Origin of the sequence: Crossiella sp. CA-258035 (assembly GCF_030064675.1) — a bacterium.
Lineage (GTDB): Bacteria > Actinomycetota > Actinomycetes > Mycobacteriales > Pseudonocardiaceae > Crossiella.
On the sequence record NZ_CP116413.1, the window covers coordinates 6,817,951 to 6,833,078 of the forward strand.

16 protein-coding genes are annotated in these 15,128 nt (G+C 72.4%); 9 read left to right on the plus strand and 7 right to left on the minus strand.

Annotation, left to right across the window (positions count from 1 at the left end; all coding sequences use genetic code 11):
- Positions 1-135 precede the first annotated feature (135 nt).
- From N8J89_RS30630 to N8J89_RS30640, 3 genes are all read left to right on the plus strand, one after another.
- Entirely contained in the window at positions 136-783 is a 648-nt protein-coding gene (locus tag N8J89_RS30630) for a TetR/AcrR family transcriptional regulator (RefSeq protein ID WP_283660469.1), read from the plus strand.
- Positions 784-908: 125 nt separating this feature from the next.
- On the plus strand, positions 909-1,508 hold the full coding sequence (locus N8J89_RS30635; RefSeq protein ID WP_283660470.1) for a GGDEF domain-containing protein: 600 nt from the start codon (positions 909-911) through the stop codon (positions 1,506-1,508).
- A gap of 19 nt (positions 1,509-1,527) precedes the next feature.
- Positions 1,528-2,034: a phosphoribosyltransferase gene (locus tag N8J89_RS30640; protein WP_283660471.1), complete on the plus strand. Its 507-nt coding sequence runs from the start codon at positions 1,528-1,530 to the stop codon at positions 2,032-2,034.
- A gap of 55 nt (positions 2,035-2,089) precedes the next feature.
- Here N8J89_RS30640 and N8J89_RS30645 read toward each other — a convergent pair whose 3' ends face one another.
- The gene (locus N8J89_RS30645; RefSeq protein ID WP_283660472.1) at positions 2,090-2,926 is read right to left on the minus strand and encodes a LysR family transcriptional regulator; all 837 of its coding nucleotides are present in this window, start codon (positions 2,924-2,926) and stop codon (positions 2,090-2,092) included.
- 268 nt (positions 2,927-3,194) lie between these two features.
- Between N8J89_RS30645 and N8J89_RS30650 the strand changes: the two genes are divergently transcribed.
- Both N8J89_RS30650 and N8J89_RS30655 read left to right on the plus strand, forming a co-directional pair.
- Positions 3,195-3,530 carry a winged helix-turn-helix transcriptional regulator gene (locus N8J89_RS30650; RefSeq protein WP_283660473.1) on the plus strand — a complete coding sequence of 112 codons (336 nt, stop codon included), beginning with the start codon at positions 3,195-3,197 and terminating at the stop codon, positions 3,528-3,530.
- A gap of 1 nt (position 3,531) precedes the next feature.
- Positions 3,532-6,444: an AfsR/SARP family transcriptional regulator gene (locus tag N8J89_RS30655; RefSeq protein ID WP_283660474.1), complete on the plus strand. Its 2,913-nt coding sequence runs from the start codon at positions 3,532-3,534 to the stop codon at positions 6,442-6,444.
- A gap of 9 nt (positions 6,445-6,453) precedes the next feature.
- Here N8J89_RS30655 and N8J89_RS30660 read toward each other — a convergent pair whose 3' ends face one another.
- A complete protein-coding gene (locus N8J89_RS30660) occupies positions 6,454-6,927 on the minus strand; it encodes a MarR family winged helix-turn-helix transcriptional regulator (protein ID WP_283660475.1) in 474 nt (157 codons plus the stop codon).
- An 82-nt stretch (positions 6,928-7,009) separates the two neighbouring features.
- Between N8J89_RS30660 and N8J89_RS30665 the strand changes: the two genes are divergently transcribed.
- Positions 7,010-7,564: a YceI family protein gene (locus N8J89_RS30665; protein ID WP_283660476.1), complete on the plus strand. Its 555-nt coding sequence runs from the start codon at positions 7,010-7,012 to the stop codon at positions 7,562-7,564.
- Positions 7,565-7,616: 52 nt separating this feature from the next.
- On the plus strand, positions 7,617-8,378 hold the full coding sequence (locus N8J89_RS30670; protein ID WP_283660477.1) for a pirin family protein: 762 nt from the start codon (positions 7,617-7,619) through the stop codon (positions 8,376-8,378).
- Positions 8,379-8,541: 163 nt separating this feature from the next.
- Here N8J89_RS30670 and N8J89_RS30675 read toward each other — a convergent pair whose 3' ends face one another.
- The gene (locus tag N8J89_RS30675) at positions 8,542-9,138 is read right to left on the minus strand and encodes a TIGR03086 family metal-binding protein (protein ID WP_283660478.1); all 597 of its coding nucleotides are present in this window, start codon (positions 9,136-9,138) and stop codon (positions 8,542-8,544) included.
- 158 nt (positions 9,139-9,296) lie between these two features.
- Positions 9,297-11,276, minus strand: a complete 1,980-nt coding sequence (locus tag N8J89_RS30680) for a S8 family serine peptidase (RefSeq protein WP_283660479.1) — start codon at positions 11,274-11,276, stop codon at positions 9,297-9,299.
- A gap of 304 nt (positions 11,277-11,580) precedes the next feature.
- On the opposite strand from N8J89_RS30680, the gene N8J89_RS30685 reads away from it, so the two are divergent.
- A complete protein-coding gene (locus N8J89_RS30685; protein ID WP_502868350.1) occupies positions 11,581-12,375 on the plus strand; it encodes an alpha/beta fold hydrolase in 795 nt (264 codons plus the stop codon).
- Positions 12,376-12,424: 49 nt separating this feature from the next.
- Here N8J89_RS30685 and N8J89_RS30690 read toward each other — a convergent pair whose 3' ends face one another.
- Together N8J89_RS30690 and N8J89_RS30695 are read right to left on the minus strand one after the other, a co-directional pair.
- Positions 12,425-12,763: a hypothetical protein gene (locus tag N8J89_RS30690; protein WP_283660480.1), complete on the minus strand. Its 339-nt coding sequence runs from the start codon at positions 12,761-12,763 to the stop codon at positions 12,425-12,427.
- Positions 12,760-13,083, minus strand: coding sequence for a hypothetical protein (locus N8J89_RS30695; RefSeq protein WP_283660481.1), 324 nt, complete (start codon positions 13,081-13,083; stop codon positions 12,760-12,762). The genes N8J89_RS30690 and N8J89_RS30695 overlap by 4 nt, the downstream gene beginning before the upstream one ends.
- Between N8J89_RS30695 and N8J89_RS30700 the strand changes: the two genes are divergently transcribed.
- A complete protein-coding gene (locus N8J89_RS30700; protein ID WP_283660482.1) occupies positions 13,084-14,499 on the plus strand; it encodes a purine-cytosine permease family protein in 1,416 nt (471 codons plus the stop codon).
- Here N8J89_RS30700 and yidC read toward each other — a convergent pair.
- Positions 14,457-15,125, minus strand: a complete 669-nt coding sequence (gene yidC / locus N8J89_RS30705; protein WP_283660483.1) for a membrane protein insertase YidC — start codon at positions 15,123-15,125, stop codon at positions 14,457-14,459. The two genes, N8J89_RS30700 and yidC, sit on opposite strands and share 43 nt — an antisense overlap.
- Between the last annotated feature and the right edge of the window lie 3 nt (positions 15,126-15,128).

Genomic DNA, 15,128 nt, shown 5'->3' on the forward strand with positions numbered 1-15,128 from the left:
TCACCGACACAGAGACCACGAGGTGGCGCAGCGGATACACCTGATCGCGGAGCGCGAGAAAGTTGCCGCCACCCGGTATCCAGCGGGCCGCGGGCCTGCTCTGTCAAGGCAGACAGGCAGCCGAGCGGAGGACACATGGACACTCCCCTGGAGCAGAGCGCGCTCCACCGCCCGTGTGAGGGGCGGCGCAGGCGGATGGCCCCGGCCGCGCGGCGGGCGGAGCTGGTGGAGACCGCGATCAAGGTGATCACCACGCACGGCGCCGGGATCAGCATGGACCAGCTGGCCGCCGCGGCCGGGGTGAGCAAACCCCTGCTGTACCACTACTTCTACGACAAGGCCGGACTGCTCAAAGCCGCGGGCGACCGGGCCACCGAGCTGATGCTGGCCAGGCTGCGGCCCGCGCTGGCCGGGCTGCGCGAGGCGGGCACCCGGCGGCAGTGGATCCGCGGCGCGGTGGAGGCCTACCTGGTGGTGATCATGGAGCACCAGTGGCTCTACCGGTTCGGCCTGAGCAACCCGGCCGGTCCGCGGGGCGGCCAGGCGGCCGACCCGATCGTCACCGCGCTGGCCGACCTGCTCGGCGAGATCCCCGGCCTGAGCCCGTCCCCGCCGCCGGACCCGGTGCGCTACGCGCTGGCCGGGATGGTGCAGGCGGTGTGCCACTGGTGGCTGGAGCACCGGCGGCCGGGCCGGGCCCAGCTGCTGGACGAGCTGAGCCAGCTGCTCTGCCACACCGTGGACGGCGTGTGCGCGCTGACCGCGGCCCCGAGGACCGGATAGGCGGCCGGACCCCCAGACCGACGCCTGTCCACGGCAGGCGGCGGGGGACCGTGAATCCCACCGACCCGCGAGGTCCCCCGCCGCCCGCCGCGACACTGACCGAACCGAACATGGGTGCCACCGGGATGAACCATCGACAACCACCGCCCTCGGCCCGCTGCCGCTCCTGCGGCCACGAGCCACGGGCCTGGGCCACCGACAAGCTCACCGGCCTGCTGGACCGCTGGGGCTGGGATGCCGAGGCCGGGCGCGCGCTGGCCGCCGCCCGCCGCCGGGACGAGCCGGCCGCGCTGGTGCTGCTGGACCTCGACCACTTCAAGCGGATCAACGACACCCTGGGTCATCCGGCGGGCGACCGGGTGCTGCGCGCGGTCGCCTCGGTGCTGCGCCAGGTGTGCGAGCACGCGGTGCTGGGCCGCTACGGCGGGCACGGCGGCGACGAGTTCCTGGCCTTCCTGCCGGGGGCCGACCTGGGCACCGCCACCGCGCTGGCCGCCACGCTGCGCGCGGAGGTGGGCGCGTTGCAGGTCCCGGCCCGCACCGTGCGCGGCCCGCGCACCGTCACCGACCTGACCGTCTCGGTCGGCCTGGCCACCCACTGCCCCGGCGCCCGCACCCGCCTCGCCGACCTGGTGCTGGCCGCGGACGCCGCGCTGCTGGCGGCCAAGCACGCCGGCCGGAACCGGGTGCATTGCGCACAACCCGCCCTCGGCCGCCCGGCCTGAGATGAGCGAGACTGCTCCCATGACGGCTGCACCGGAAGACCGGGAGAACCTGACCTACAGCCTGTTCGGGGAGGCGGTCCGCGACCTCGCGCAGGCCATCGCCGACGACGGCTACGCCCCGGACATCATCCTGTCCATCGCCCGCGGCGGCCTGTTCGTGGCCGGTGGCCTGGGCTACGCGCTGGACGTGAAGAACCTGCACGTGATGAACGTGGAGTTCTACACCGGCGTGGGCACCACCCTGGACATGCCCGTCATGCTGCCGCCGGTGCCCAACGTCATCGACCTGTCCGGGGCGAAGGTGCTGGTCACCGACGACGTTGCGGACACCGGCAAGACCCTCAAGCTGGTGCACGACTTCTGCGCCGACACGGTGGCCGAGGTGCGCTGCGCGGTGATCTACGAGAAGCCGCACTCGCTGGTCAAGTGCGAGTACGTGTGGCGGCACACCGACCGGTGGATCAACTTCCCGTGGTCGGTGCAGCCCCCGGTGGTCCGCCGCGCGGGCCAGGTTCTGGACGCCTGAGCCACCCCGGCCGGGGCGCGCCCGAGGCCAGCCCCGGCCCCCACGCCCGCCCCGCCTACGGCCACCGCGCCGCGATGATCAGCTCCGCCAACGCCGCCGCCGGTCCGTGCCCGGCCCGCCTGCCGCCCAGCACCGCGAAGTCCACCTCCGCCAGTGGCGGCAGCTCCCCCTCCACCGGCACCAGCCCCTCCGGCACCACCGACCGGGCGAACACCGCCACCCCCAGCCCGGCCAGCGCCGCCGCCCGCAACCCGTTGAGCCGGTCGCTCCAGCAGCCGATCCGCCACTGCATCCCGCAGGCGCGCAACGCTTCCAGCGCCCGCGCCCTGGTCAGGCTCGGCTCCGGGTAGACCACCAGCGGCACCGGCTCCCCCTTGGTCAGCCGCAGCCCCGGCCTGCCCACCCACACCAGCGGCTCCCGCCACAGCAGGTGCCCGTCGGCCTCGGTGCGGCGCTTGGCCAGCACCAGGTCCAGGCCGCCCGCGGCGAGCCGGTCGTGCAGCAGGCTGCTCAGCTCGACGGTCAGCTCCAGGTCGACCAGCGGGTGGGTGGCCCGGAAGCGGCGCAGGGTCGCCGGGAGGTGGCCCAGCACCAGGTCCTCGCACACGCCCAGGCGCACCTTGCCGCGCAGCTCCGGCCGGGCGAAGTAGGCCATGGCCAGGCGTTCCTGCTCCAGGATGTTGTGCGCGAACCCGGTCAGCGCCTCGCCGTCGCCGGTCAGCTTGACCGAATGGGTGTCCCGCACGAACAGCTGCCTGCCGGTGGCCTGCTCCAGCCTGCGCACGTGCTGGCTGACCGTGGACTGGCCGAGGCACAGCCGCCTGGCCGCCTCGGTGAAGCCGCCGGTCTCGGCGACGGCGAGGAAGCTGCGCAGCCACACCGGGTCAAGCACGGGTCTGTCCCGTCAACTCTCGCACCGCACCGGCCTACCACGACGGGCGGAGCGTGGCAGGCCGGTGCGCCGGAACCCGCGTCCTCCGGCGGCTGGAGGCCGTCGGCCGGACGATCTCCGGGATGGCGGGAGGCGCCGGGCACTCCCGTGGCGGATCATCTGCACAGGACATCCTCCCGCCGGGGACCACCGCCGGAAAGCAGTCGATCATGATCACTGTTATCGCGAAGCCCGATGGGCGGCCCGCTCGGGCACTACCCTGGCCGCCATGGCGGAGGACGCTGCCGGGGACCGGAGCTGCGACGGCGCGCTGGTCAGGGTGTTCGCGCTGCTCGGGAAGCGGTGGAACGGAGTGATCATCGGAACCCTGGCCACCGGTCCCGCCGGGTTCGCCGAGCTGCGCAGGGCCATCGGCGGGATCAGCGACTCGATGCTCTCGGACCGGCTCACCGAGCTGGCCTCGGCCGGACTGGTACTCCGCGAGGTCAGGGACGGCCCGCCGCTGGCGGTCTCCTACCGGCTCAGCGACCGGGGCGCCGCGCTGCTGCCCGCGCTGGACGAGCTGGCCAGGTGGGCCGCGAACCACCTGCCCACCGACTGCTGAGATGCGCTTCGGCATCCTCGGCCCGGTCCAGGCCACCCAGCCCGACGGCACGCCCGTGGAGCTCGGCGGTCCCAAGGTCCGCGCCCTGCTCGCGCTGCTGGCCGCCGGGGCCGGGCGGATCGTGCCCGCCGAGACGCTCCTGGACGGCCTGTACGCCGACGACCCACCGGAGGGCGCGGCCAACGCCTTGCAGTCCCAGGTCTCCCGCCTGCGCAGGGCCTTAGGTTCCGGACTTGTCGAGTTTCACCCGACCGGGTACCGGCTGGCGGTCGACCCGGCCGAGGTGGACGCACACCGGTTCGCCGCACTGGCCGCCGACGGCCGCGCCGCGCTGCGCCGGGGCGAGCCCGCCACCGCCGAGGCCCTGCTGGCCGAGGCCCTGGCCCTGTGGCGCGGCGACCTGCCTGCCGAGCTCGGCCCCAGCCGCTGGCCCGAGCTGCGGCTGACCGCGATCGAGGACCACGCCGAGGCCGCGCTCGCCCTCGGCCGCACCGGCCTGGCCCCGGTGCTGCGCGAACAGCTCGGCGCGCACCCGCTGCGGGAACGCCTGTGGGCGCTGCTGGTCCGCGCCCTGCTCGCCGACGGCCACCCGGCCGAAGCCCTGGCCGCCTTCGAGCAGGCCAGGACCCGCCTCGCGGAGGAGCTCGGCGCCGACCCCTCGGCCGAGCTCGCCGAAGCGCACCGCCTCGCCCTGCGCGGCGACCACCAGCGGCGCACCCCGCCACCGGCCCAGCTGACCAGCTTCGTCGGCCGCGCCGAGGACCTGCGGCAGGTCCGCGAGCTGCTGAGACAGCACCGCCTGGTCACCCTCACCGGACCCGGCGGCGCGGGCAAGACCCGGCTGGCCATCGAGGCCGCCGCCGGGACCCCGGCCTGCTTCGTCGCCCTCGCCCCGCTCACCGACCAGGCCGACCTGCCCCGCGCCCTGCTCGCCGCCCTCGGCGCGCGCGAGGGCACGCGGGACCCCCTCGACCGGTTGCGCGCCGCGCTGGCCGACCGGCCGCCGCTGCTCGTGCTGGACAACTGCGAACACCTCATCCAACCCGTCGCCGACCTCACCGCCGACCTGCTGCACGCACTACCCGAGCTGCGCGTGCTGGCCACCAGCCGGGAAGGGCTCGGCATCACCGGCGAGGCCCGCCACCCGGTGCCCAGCCTGGACCGCGCGGCCGCGGTCGAACTGTTCACCCAGCGCGCCCGCGCCGCCGACCCCGCGCACGACCCGGCCGCGCACCCTGATCAGGTCGAGCACATCTGCCAGGCCCTGGACGGCCTGCCCCTGGCCATCGAACTGGCCGCGGCCAGGGTCCGCGGCCTGCCCGTGCCGGAGATCGCGGCCCGGCTGGACGACCGGTTCGCGCTGCTGGCCAAGGGCGAACGCACCGCGGCCGCCCGGCACCGCAGCCTGCGCGGCGTGGTCGAGTGGAGCTGGGACCTGCTCGACGGACCCGAGCGGGTGCTGGCCGGCCGGTTCACCGTCTTCGCCGGTGGCGGCACCCTGGACGCGGTGACCGAGGTGTGCGCCGCGCCCGACCTGCTGGACGCGCTCACCGGCCTGGTGGACAAGTCCCTGCTGACCAGGACCGGTGACCGGTACCGGATGCCGGAGACCATCCGCGCCTTCTGCACCGAACGCCTCGCCGACGCCGGGGACACCGACCGCCTCCGCCACGCGCACGCCGCGCACTTCCTGGCCCTGGCGCAGGCGGCCTCACCCAGGCTGCTGCGCGCCGAACAGCTCGACTGGCTGGCCCGCCTGGACGCCGACTACGACAACCTCGTCGCCGCCCTGCGCTGGACCAGCGCCACCGACCCGCCGACCGCGCTGCGCCTGGCCACCGCGCTCGCCCCCTACTGGTGGCTGCGCGGCCGCCGCGCCGAGGGCGCCCGCCTGACCGCGCCGCTGACCAGCCTGCTGGGCGCCACCGCCCCGCCAGAACTGGCCGAGGAGTACTCGGTCTGCGTGCTCACCACCGCCTTCGGCAGCCCGGACCCGGCCCCGCTGCGCCCGCAGTTGGACGAGGTCCGCCGCCTGCTGGAGGCGCGCACCAGCGCGCCCCGGCAGCCCCTGCTCTGGGTGCTGTGGGCGATGGTCGAGGGCCCGCCCGCCGACCTCGCGGCGACCGCCCGCCAGTACGGCGCGATGTTCGACGCCGACCCGTGGAGCGCCGCGCTGCACGGCCTCAGCAACGGCGTGGTCGCCATCTACCGCGGCGACCCCGCGGCGGGCGAGGCGCTGCTGACCGTGGCGCTGGCCCGGTTCCGCGCCCTCGGCGAACGCTGGGCCATGATCCAAGCCCTCGGCGACCTCGCGACACTGGCCGAAGGCCGCGGCGACCGCGCGCACGCGCACGCCCTCTACGCCGAAGCCATCACCCTGGCCCGCGAGCTGGGCGCCACCGAGGAAGCCGCGGACCTGCTCAACCGCCGCGCCGCCGGCCACCTGGCACACGACGACCTGGCCGCCGCCCGCGCAGACCTCGCCCAGGTCGCACTGCTGGGCCGCCAGGCCGGGGCTCCCGACTGGGTGGCCACCGCACAGCTGGGTCAGGCCGAGCTGGCCCGCCGCACCGGCGACCTCGACCAGGCCCGAGCGCTCTGCGCCCAAGCCCTCGCCGCCAGCCCACCCGGCACGTTCGCCGCCGAGGAACTGCGCTGCCACACCCAGACCACCCTGGCCCGCATCGAATGTGCCACAGGTCACCCCGAATCAGCAAAACCGCTGCTCAAGGAAGCTTTCGCGGTCGCGGTGGCCCGCCGCAACCTGCCGGCGCTGGCCTCCATCCTGACCGTGCTGGCCGAGCTCACCGGCTCCGCCGCGCTGCACGAGGCCGCCGCCACCCTCAACACCCCGGCCCCGCCGCCGGCCGCCGCGGACGAGGCCATCGCGCTGGCTGCCCGGCACCTGGCCTGACCCCGCGCGCTACTCCGTGGGGCAGCCGGAGGACTCGATGTTGGCCAGCAGGCGCTCGCACAGCGCGGTGAGCTCGGCCACCTGGGCGTTGTCCAGCGCGTCGAAGACCAGCCGCCGGACCACCGCCACGTGGCCGGGGGCCGCGCCCTCGATGGCCGCCTTGCCCGCCTCGGTGAGCTGGATGAACGCGCCGCGCTTGTCCTCGGGACAGCCCGCCCTGGCCACCAGCCCACGCTTCTGCATCCGGCCGAGCTGGTGCGAGACCCGGCTCTTCTCCCAGTTCAGCAGCTTGGCCAGCTCCAGGATCCGGATCCGGGGCTCGGGCAGCTCGCTCAGCCGGACCAGCACCTCGAACTCGGCCAGCGAGAGGTCCGAGTCGACCTGCAGCTGACGCCCGATGCGCACGGTCAGCTCGGCGTGCACGCGCAGGAACGCGCGCCAGGCCTGCTGCTGGGACTCCTCAAGCCACTCGATGTCGGTCACAGCCGGGAGTCTACCGGAATAGTTGACACATCAACTGTGGTTGTGCAGGATGTAGATGACACATCAACCAAAGGAGCTCCCGATGACCAGCACCCTCTCCCTCAGCGAACTGACCGGCGACTACGCGATCGACGCCGCGCACAGCCGGGTCGGCTTCGTGGCCAGGCACGCGATGGTGACCAAGGTCCGCGGCGCCTTCAACGAGTTCGACGGCCGGATCAAGATCGACGGTGACAACCCGGCCAACTCCTCGGTCGCGGTCACCATCAACGCCGCCAGCATCGACACCCGCAACGCCCAGCGCGACGAGCACCTGCGCGGCAGCGACTTCCTGGAGCTGGAGAAGTTCCCGGAGATCCGGTTCGTCTCCACCTCGGTGGCCCAGGACGGCGAGGACTTCGCACTCACCGGCGACCTGACCATCAAGGACGTCACCCGCTCGGTGACCATCGAGTTCACCTTCGAGGGCACCGCCAAGGACCCGTTCGGCAACACCAGGGCCGGCTTCGAGGGCACCACCACCATCTCCCGCAAGGACTTCGGCATCACCTGGAACGCCGCACTGGAGACCGGTGGCGTGCTGGTCAGCGACAAGATCGTGCTGGAGTTCGAGGTCTCCGCGGTCCGCGCCGCCTGACTCTCCCTTTCAGACTGTCCACAATGGACGACCATCCCGAAAGGAAAGAAGGATGACGAAAACGCTGAGTCCAGGGGTGGACATCCGGCGTGCCGCCGACCGGTCCGCCACCAGGATCGACTGGCTGGACTCGAAGCACTCCTTCTCCTTCGGGAGCGACTACGATCCGGCCAACACCCACCACGGACTGCTGCTGGTCAACAACGACGATGTGGTCAGCCCCGGCACCGGGTTCGACACCCATCCGCACCGGGACATGGAGATCGTCACCTGGGTGCTACGGGGTTCCCTCGTGCACCAGGACTCCACCGGCCATTCCGGGATCATCTATCCCGGCCTGGCCCAGCGGATGAGCGCGGGCAGCGGCATCCTGCACTCGGAGAAGAACGACTCCTGGCGGCTGCACGGCGCCGAACACGTCGACGAGGTGCATTTTGTGCAGATGTGGGTGGTACCGGACGAATCGGGGATCACGCCGGGCTACGAGCAGCTGGAGATCGACGACCGGCTGCTCGCCGGCGGCCTCGTCCCAGTCGCCTCGGGCATGGACCGGCACCGGGACGAGTCGGCCATCCGGATCAAGAACAAGTACGCCGCGCTGCACGCCGCCCGGCTGACCGCCGGGCAGTCCGTGACCTTGCCGGACGCGCCGTTCCTGCACCTGTTCGTGCCGCGCGGAGCGGTCACGCTGGAGGGTTCCGGCGAGCTGGCCACCGGGGACGCGGTGCGGTTCACCGCCATCGGCGGGCAGCGGGTCACCGCGACCGAGGACGCCGAGGTCCTGGTGTGGGAGATGCACGCGACCCTCGGGTGAGCTTCACGTACAAGAATGGGGCCGGTGAAGACGGCGGGTTCACCGGCCCCATTCTTATTTCACACCTTACATTAACCGCGCACTTCGTTTCGCCCCCAACAATCCGCGTGCAAAGGATTGCCAGCGCCACCGCCCTGTCCACAGTGGACGGTTCACCGGCTGGCTACCCCGCGCTGGGCGTCCACCGCGGGTCCCGCCCGCTGAGGCCGATCAGCCGATCCAGTGGCGGCTGCCCCGGGTCCACCGTCACGACCGGACCGAACAGGCCCTCCCGGTCGGCCTCGCTCTCCGGCCCGGAGAACTGCTCCACGAACTCCAGCGCGGCGGCCAGTTCCGCGGCCCGCACCGAGTAGTCCGCGCCGATCGAGCGGGCCACGTCCCAGCCGTGCACGACCAGCTCGTTCATCGCCACCATCCCGGCCACCTCGCCCGGCAGGTCCACCCCGCCGACCCTGGTCATCCCGGCCAGCGCGGCCGGGTCCCGCCAGGCCTCGGCCAGCTCGCCCAGCTGGGCGGGGTAGGCGGTGCGCCAGTCGGCAGGCAGCCGGGCGGCGTCACCGGCCGGCGGCGGGCCGGTGTCCGGGCCGAGCTCCTTGCGGGCGGCCTGGGTGAAGGCGAGCGCGAGCCCGCCGATGTGCTCGACCAGGTCACCCAGCCGGTACTCCGCGCACGGTGTCGGTCCGGCCAGCTGCTCGTCGGTGATCGCGGCGAGCAGCGCGGACATCCGGTCGGCCGCGCCGCCGAGCTCGATGGTGGTCATCTCATCTCCCGAGGTGGTGGTGCGGCCAGTCAACCGCACCCCACCGACGAACGGGGCGGTCACAGATCGACACCGGGCCGAAGGCCCGCAGTCGAAACCGGGCCGGTCGCCCGCCCCGGCAGGGAGCGGGCGACCGGCCCGGTTCAGCGTGGTGCCGGTCAGAAGCCGTAGACCCGCCAGCCGAAGCTGGTGGTGCCCTTGGCCCCGCCCGCGTCAGTGCCGGTGACGGTCACCGTGTAGGTGCCGGCCTTGGTCGGCGTGCCGGTGATCCGGCCGGCGGAGCTGATGCTCAGGCCCGGCGGCAGCCCGGCGGCGGTGTAGGTCAGCGAGCCGCCCGCGGTGCTGGAACCGTTGACCTGCAACGGGCTGATCGCCCAGTTGACGAAGCCCCACTGGTCGCCAGGCTTGGTCACCGTGACCGTGCCGCCACCGCCGTCGGTGGTGATGGTCCAGCTGAACTTGGCGGTGCCGGTCTTGCCGTCGGCGTTGGTCACCGTCACCGTGACGCTGCTGGTGCCCGCGGTGGTCGGCGTGCCGGAGATCAGGCCGCTGGTGGCGTTGATGGTCAGCCCGGCGGGCAGGCCGCTCGCGGCGTAGGTCAGCGACTTGCCACCGGCGTCGGTGGCCTTGACCTGCACGGAGGCCGCCTGGCCGACCTTGCCGGTCTGGTCGCCGGGGCTGGTCACCGAGACCGGGCTGGGGGTGCCGGTCTCCACGGACTCCTTGGCGTCGACCAGGCCCTCACCGTAGAAGGAGTTCTTCGCGGTGGTGCCGGTGCAGCGGTTCTCCCCGGACGGGCAGGCGATGTCGTTGGCCTGGGCGGCCAGCTTGGCCCGCAGGTCGGTGGTGGAGGCGCCGGGGTTGACGCTGGCCAGCAGCGCGGCCACACCCGCGACGTGCGGGGAGGCCATCGAGGTGCCGGACTTGGAGCCGTACTGGCCGCCGAGCACGGTGGAGTACACGTTGTCGCCGGGCGCGGCCAGGTGCACCTTGTCCGTGCCGTAGTTGGAGAACGAGGACTTCACGTTGCTGCTGTTCACCGAGGACACCACGACCACGCCGGGCAACTCGGTGGGCAGGCTCTGGCAGGCGTCGGTGATGGTGCGGTTCACCGGGGTGGAATCGTTGGGGCTGGTGGTGTCGGTGGTCTTCTTGGCCAGGTTGTAGTTCTCGTTGCCGGCCGCGGCCACGTTGAGCACGTTCTTGCCCTCGGCGTAGGCGACCGCCCGCTTGACGCCTTCCAGGATCGCGCTCTGGTCGCTGTCGGTGGGGCAGGCGAACAGCCACGGGTCGGTGTAGTAGCTGTTGTTGGTGACCTGGATGCCCTTGTCACCGGCGAAGACGAAGGCGCACACGGTGTTCTCCGGGAAGAACAGTTGGGTGCCGGCCTCGGCCACGCGCACGGAGGAGATCTTCACCCCGGGCGCGACGCCGACCATGCCCTTGCCGTTGCGGGCCGCGGCGATGGTGCCGGCCACGTGCGTGCCGTGGTCGCCGACCGGGCGCCAGGAACCCTCGCGGGTGTCCAGCTTGCCGTAGGCGCAGGAGGCGGACTTGCCCGCGTCGAAGTTCGGCTTGAGGTCGTAGTGCTGGTCGTCGACGCCGGTGTCCAGCACGCCGACGGTGACCGAGGCGGAGCCGGGGTTGACGTCCCAGGCCTTGTCCGCGCCGATCTGGGTCATGTCCACGCGGTTGGTCTCGGCCGCGGTCGGGGTGGTCTGACTGGGCGAGGGCGGGATCGCCGGGTTGGCCGCGGCCGCGGGCACGTCGGAGGTGCGGGTCGCGCCGACCTTCTGGATGCCCTGCACCGCACGGACCTTGGCCGCGAACTCGGTGTCGGTGGAGTGCGCCACGATGACGCCGATGGCGTCGTAGGAGGCGTAGACGGTGCCGCCGTTGTTCGTGACCGCGGTCTTGCCCGCCGCGACCTGGCTCGGCTCGGTGATCACGAAGTAGGCGCGCAGCCCGGCCTGCTTGGCCACCGGAACCGGCTGGGCCGGCTTCTTGCCCGCGATCTCCACCGGAGCCGGGCTCGGCGTGGGGGCGGGCGCGCCGACGGCGAACGCCGGGGCGATGACGGCCGCTCCGACGCCAAGGGCGAGGGCCAACGCCGTGCGCCGCAGGGGAAACCGTTTCACGTCAGGTCCTTTCCGCAGGGTAACCGGGTCGGAACGTAATCCGGGCCACACCGGGCTCGGTAGAGCGCATTGGCGACAATGGCCGGATCCCGCCACCGGACTTACCGCCCTCAACGCCCTGAGCTGCGGCGATGTGGCCATTCTGTGGCAACACCCGGAAAAACCCACCCCGCCTGGCCGAACCCCCGTCCACCCGATGGACGGCCAAGCCAGGTGTTGACACCGCGGCGGCCCTCTGCCTACTGTCTCGCCAGACAGAACGAACGTTCTTTCCCGAAGGCTCGCCAGTCCCCCGGAGGAAGCCATGTCCCGCCGTTTCGCACTCCGCACCCGGATCGCCACCGCTGTCCTCGGCGTCGCCGCCCTGTTCGCCACCCTCGCCCCGGCCGCCGTCGGCGCTGAGGACAGCGACCTGCGCGGCCCGAAGCCCACCATCGTGCTGGTGCACGGCGCCTTCGCCGACGCGAGCAGCTGGGCCGAGGTCACCCAGCGCCTGCAGCGCCACGGCTTCCCGGTGCTCGCGGTGGCCAACCCACTGCGCGGCCTGGCCCCGGACTCCGAAGCCGTCCGCCAGGTGGTCAACAGCGTCTCCGGCCCGGTCATCCTGGTCGGCCACTCCTACGGCGGCGCGCTGATCTCCCACGCGGCCGCGGGCGAGAAGGACGTCAAGGCCCTGGTCTACATCGCCGCCTTCGCCCCCGCCGTCGGCGAGTCCGCGCTGGAGCTCTCCGCGGGCGGCAAGCTCGGCCCGGACACCACCACGACCATCGGCCACGACGTCTACCTCAAGCCGGACCGCTTCCACGAGGTCTTCGCCGCCGACCTGCCCCGCCGCACCACCGCGCAACTGGCCGCCGGCCAGCGCCCGGTCGACGCGAGCGCCCTGTCCGCCAAGGCCACCGCCGCCGCCTGGCAGCAGATCCCCAGCTGGTACCTCATCGCCAAGCAGGACAACGCCATCCCGGCCGACTCCCAGCGCGCCATGGCCGCCCGCGCCCACTCCCACACCACCGAGGTCAACGCCTCGCACGCGGTGAGCGTCTCCCGCCCGGAGGCCACCTACACCACCATCCTGGACGCGGTCCGCGGCACCCGCTGACCGCAGGCGCCCGTTTTCCCGCGAGGGAAACGGGCGCCTCCGTCGTCGCTCAGCCGCGCGCGGCGACCAGCGCTTCCAGCCGTTCGACCACGGCCCGCCACTCGTCCACGACCACCTGCGGCAGGTTGACCGCGCTCGCCCGGCCGTGCAGCACGTCGCTGGTCTTGGCGTAGACGTGACGGCCGAGCCGGACCAGTCCGACCGCCTCGATCCGCCTGGCTTCGGGCACGCAGCCGAGCACGAACGCCAGCCGCTTGCCGATCACCGAGTTCCGGCCAGGGGTGCCGGGCTGGCAGACGTGGTCGAACGCGGTGACCGCGACCCGCTCCAACCGGATCCGCAGCTCCAGCGCCTCCACCCGCCGCTGGGTCGCAGTCGCTGGGTTCATCGCCGACCCACCAACCGCTCACACGCTCGGCGAGCGGCGGCGATCTCGTCCTCGGTCACCGGATCGGCCGTGGAGTTACCGTGCGCCCCGCCGTTCCAGTTGCCGAGGTAGTGGTCGCACTCCTGCCTGGCCAGCTCTACCACGTGCGGGGATCCCGCACCCGGCAACACCCTGATGGCTATCTTCAGCCGATCCTTGGTGGTGCCCTGGGAGTCGATCGCCTCCAGCAGCGGTCTAATCGGCACGCCCGCGCGAGCGGCATAGGCGAGTACCGCGGTGCGCAGCGCGTTGTCGAGCGCTTGGCGGCACAGCCCGCGCACGTGACCGGTTTTCCGCTGGCCTACTACGCGGCGCGGTACAACCTGGACCTCGACCTGATCACCAGGGGTTCCGGGTTCGGCTACTACGGCTCGGTGCTGACCAGCGTGATCTTCGCCAGCTTCACGTTCATCTTCTTCGCCCTCGAAGGCTCGATCATGGCGCAGGGCCTGCGGTACGGGCTCGGGTTGCCGCTGTGGCTGGGATATCTGGTGTCCACGCTGGTGATCATTCCGCTGGTGGTCTACGGGATGCGCACGCTGGCGCGGTTGCAGACCTGGACGAACCCGCTGTGGCTGGTGCTGATCGTGCTGCCGCTGGTCTACCTGGTGCTGGCCGATCCCTCGTCGGTGCAACGGTTCCTGGACCACCCCGGCAAGGGCACCGGGCAGCTGAGCGCGGCGGCGGTGATGCTCGGCGCGGGGGTGTGCCTGTCGCTGATGGCGCAGATCGGCGAGCAGATCGACTACCTGCGGTTCATGCCGCCGCGGACCGCGGCCAACCGGCGGTCCTGGTGGGCCTCGGTGGTGCTGGCCGGGCCGGGCTGGGTGGTCTTCGGCGCGTTGAAGCAGACGATCGGCGTCTTCCTCGCTGTGTACATTGTGGACAGTGTGGGGCTGACCAGGGCGGTGGAGCCGATCGAGCAGTTCACCTCGGCCTTCCGGCAGCTGATGCCGGGCTGGCTGGTGGTGCCGCTGGCACTGCTGCTGGTGGTGCTGAGCCAGGTGAAGATCAACGTCACCAACGCCTACTCGGGTTCGCTGGCCTGGACCAACTCCGTCACCAGGGTGACCCGGCGCTACCCGGGGCGGCTGGTGTTCGTGGTGGTGAACCTGGGCATCGCGCTGGCGCTGATGGAGGCCGACATGTTCAGCTTCCTCAACGGGCTGCTCAGCTTCTACTCCAACTGCGCCATCGCCTGGGTGGTCACGGTGGCTGCCGACATCATGGTCAACAAGCACCTGCTCGGTCTCTCGCCCAAGGTGCCGGAGTTCCGGCGCGGCATGCTCTACGCGGTCAACCCCGTTGGCGTGGTGTCGTTCCTGGCCTCCTCCGGCATCTCCATCGCGATGTACTTCGGCCTGCTCGGCGCGGCGTTGCAGCCGTACTCGCCGCCCGCGGCGGTGCTGATCGCGCTGGTGCTCACCCCGCTGACCGCGGTGCTCACCCGCGGCCGCTTCTACCTGCGCCGCACCGACGACGGGATCGCGGAGCCGGTGCTGGACGCCGACGGCAACCCCAGCGGCACCCGCTACGACTGCGTGGTGTGCCGCCAGGACTTCGAGCGGCCGGACGTGCTCGCCAGCGCGGCCGGTGGCGTGATCTGCTCGCTGTGCCTGAGCACCGACCGCACCGGCGTGCACGTGCTGCCCGCTCAGCCGCGGACGACGACCTCCTTGGGCGCCACCGCGTCGTAGACCGCACGCAGGGCGAGGGTCCAGGCGGTGGTGGTGAGCAGGTAGATCGCGGTGGCCAGCGGCAGGAACAGGCTGAACACCACCAGCGCGTAGGGCAGCAGGCGGGCCAGCACGCTGGTGGTGCCGGCGCGCACGGCGAGTCGTCCTGACCAGTGGGCGGTGGCGGCCAGCAGCAGGAGCAGTCCGATGGCGACCAGTGGGTGCGCGCCGAGCAGCCAGGCCACCCGCTCGCCCAGTGGCGCGCCGAAGAGCTCGTGCTGGAGCAGGCCGTTGGGTTGCCCGGCGACGGTGTCGGAGAGGAACAGCCGGTACAGCACGAAGAAGAACGGCGCCTGGGCCAGGGTGGGCAGCATCCCGGCGAACAGCGAGCCGCCCTCGGCCTGTGCCTTGGCCATTTCGCGTTCCAGCCGTTTCGGGCTGTTCTTGTGCTGATCCTGGATCTCGCGCAGCCGCGTCAGCCAGGCCGTGCGCCGCCGCTCACCGCGCAGCGCGGCGAGGCTGAGCGGCAGCAGCAGGGCGCGGACGGCCAGGGTGAAGGCGATGATCGCGCCGACGGTGTGCAGGGGTCCGCCGAGTGCGGACACCACGAGGTACGCGCCGTGCACCGGCGCGTCGAAGATGGACATGGG

Bases quoted from the DNA above. Each gene is read 5' to 3' on its own strand.
- N8J89_RS30630 (WP_283660469.1), top strand. From the start codon at position 136: ATGGACACTCCCCTGGAGCAGAGCGCGCTCCACCGCCCGTGTGAGGGG.
- N8J89_RS30650 (WP_283660473.1), top strand. From the start codon at position 3,195: ATGGCGGAGGACGCTGCCGGGGACCGGAGCTGCGACGGCGCGCTGGTC.
- N8J89_RS30685 (WP_502868350.1), top strand. From the start codon at position 11,581: ATGTCCCGCCGTTTCGCACTCCGCACCCGGATCGCCACCGCTGTCCTC.
- N8J89_RS30635 (WP_283660470.1), top strand. From the start codon at position 909: ATGAACCATCGACAACCACCGCCCTCGGCCCGCTGCCGCTCCTGCGGC.
- N8J89_RS30655 (WP_283660474.1), top strand. From the start codon at position 3,532: ATGCGCTTCGGCATCCTCGGCCCGGTCCAGGCCACCCAGCCCGACGGC.
- N8J89_RS30665 (WP_283660476.1), top strand. From the start codon at position 7,010: ATGACCAGCACCCTCTCCCTCAGCGAACTGACCGGCGACTACGCGATC.
- N8J89_RS30690 (WP_283660480.1), bottom strand. From the start codon at position 12,763: ATGAACCCAGCGACTGCGACCCAGCGGCGGGTGGAGGCGCTGGAGCTG.
- N8J89_RS30675 (WP_283660478.1), bottom strand. From the start codon at position 9,138: ATGACCACCATCGAGCTCGGCGGCGCGGCCGACCGGATGTCCGCGCTG.
- N8J89_RS30670 (WP_283660477.1), top strand. From the start codon at position 7,617: ATGACGAAAACGCTGAGTCCAGGGGTGGACATCCGGCGTGCCGCCGAC.
- yidC (WP_283660483.1), bottom strand. From the start codon at position 15,125: ATGTCCATCTTCGACGCGCCGGTGCACGGCGCGTACCTCGTGGTGTCC.
- N8J89_RS30640 (WP_283660471.1), top strand. From the start codon at position 1,528: ATGACGGCTGCACCGGAAGACCGGGAGAACCTGACCTACAGCCTGTTC.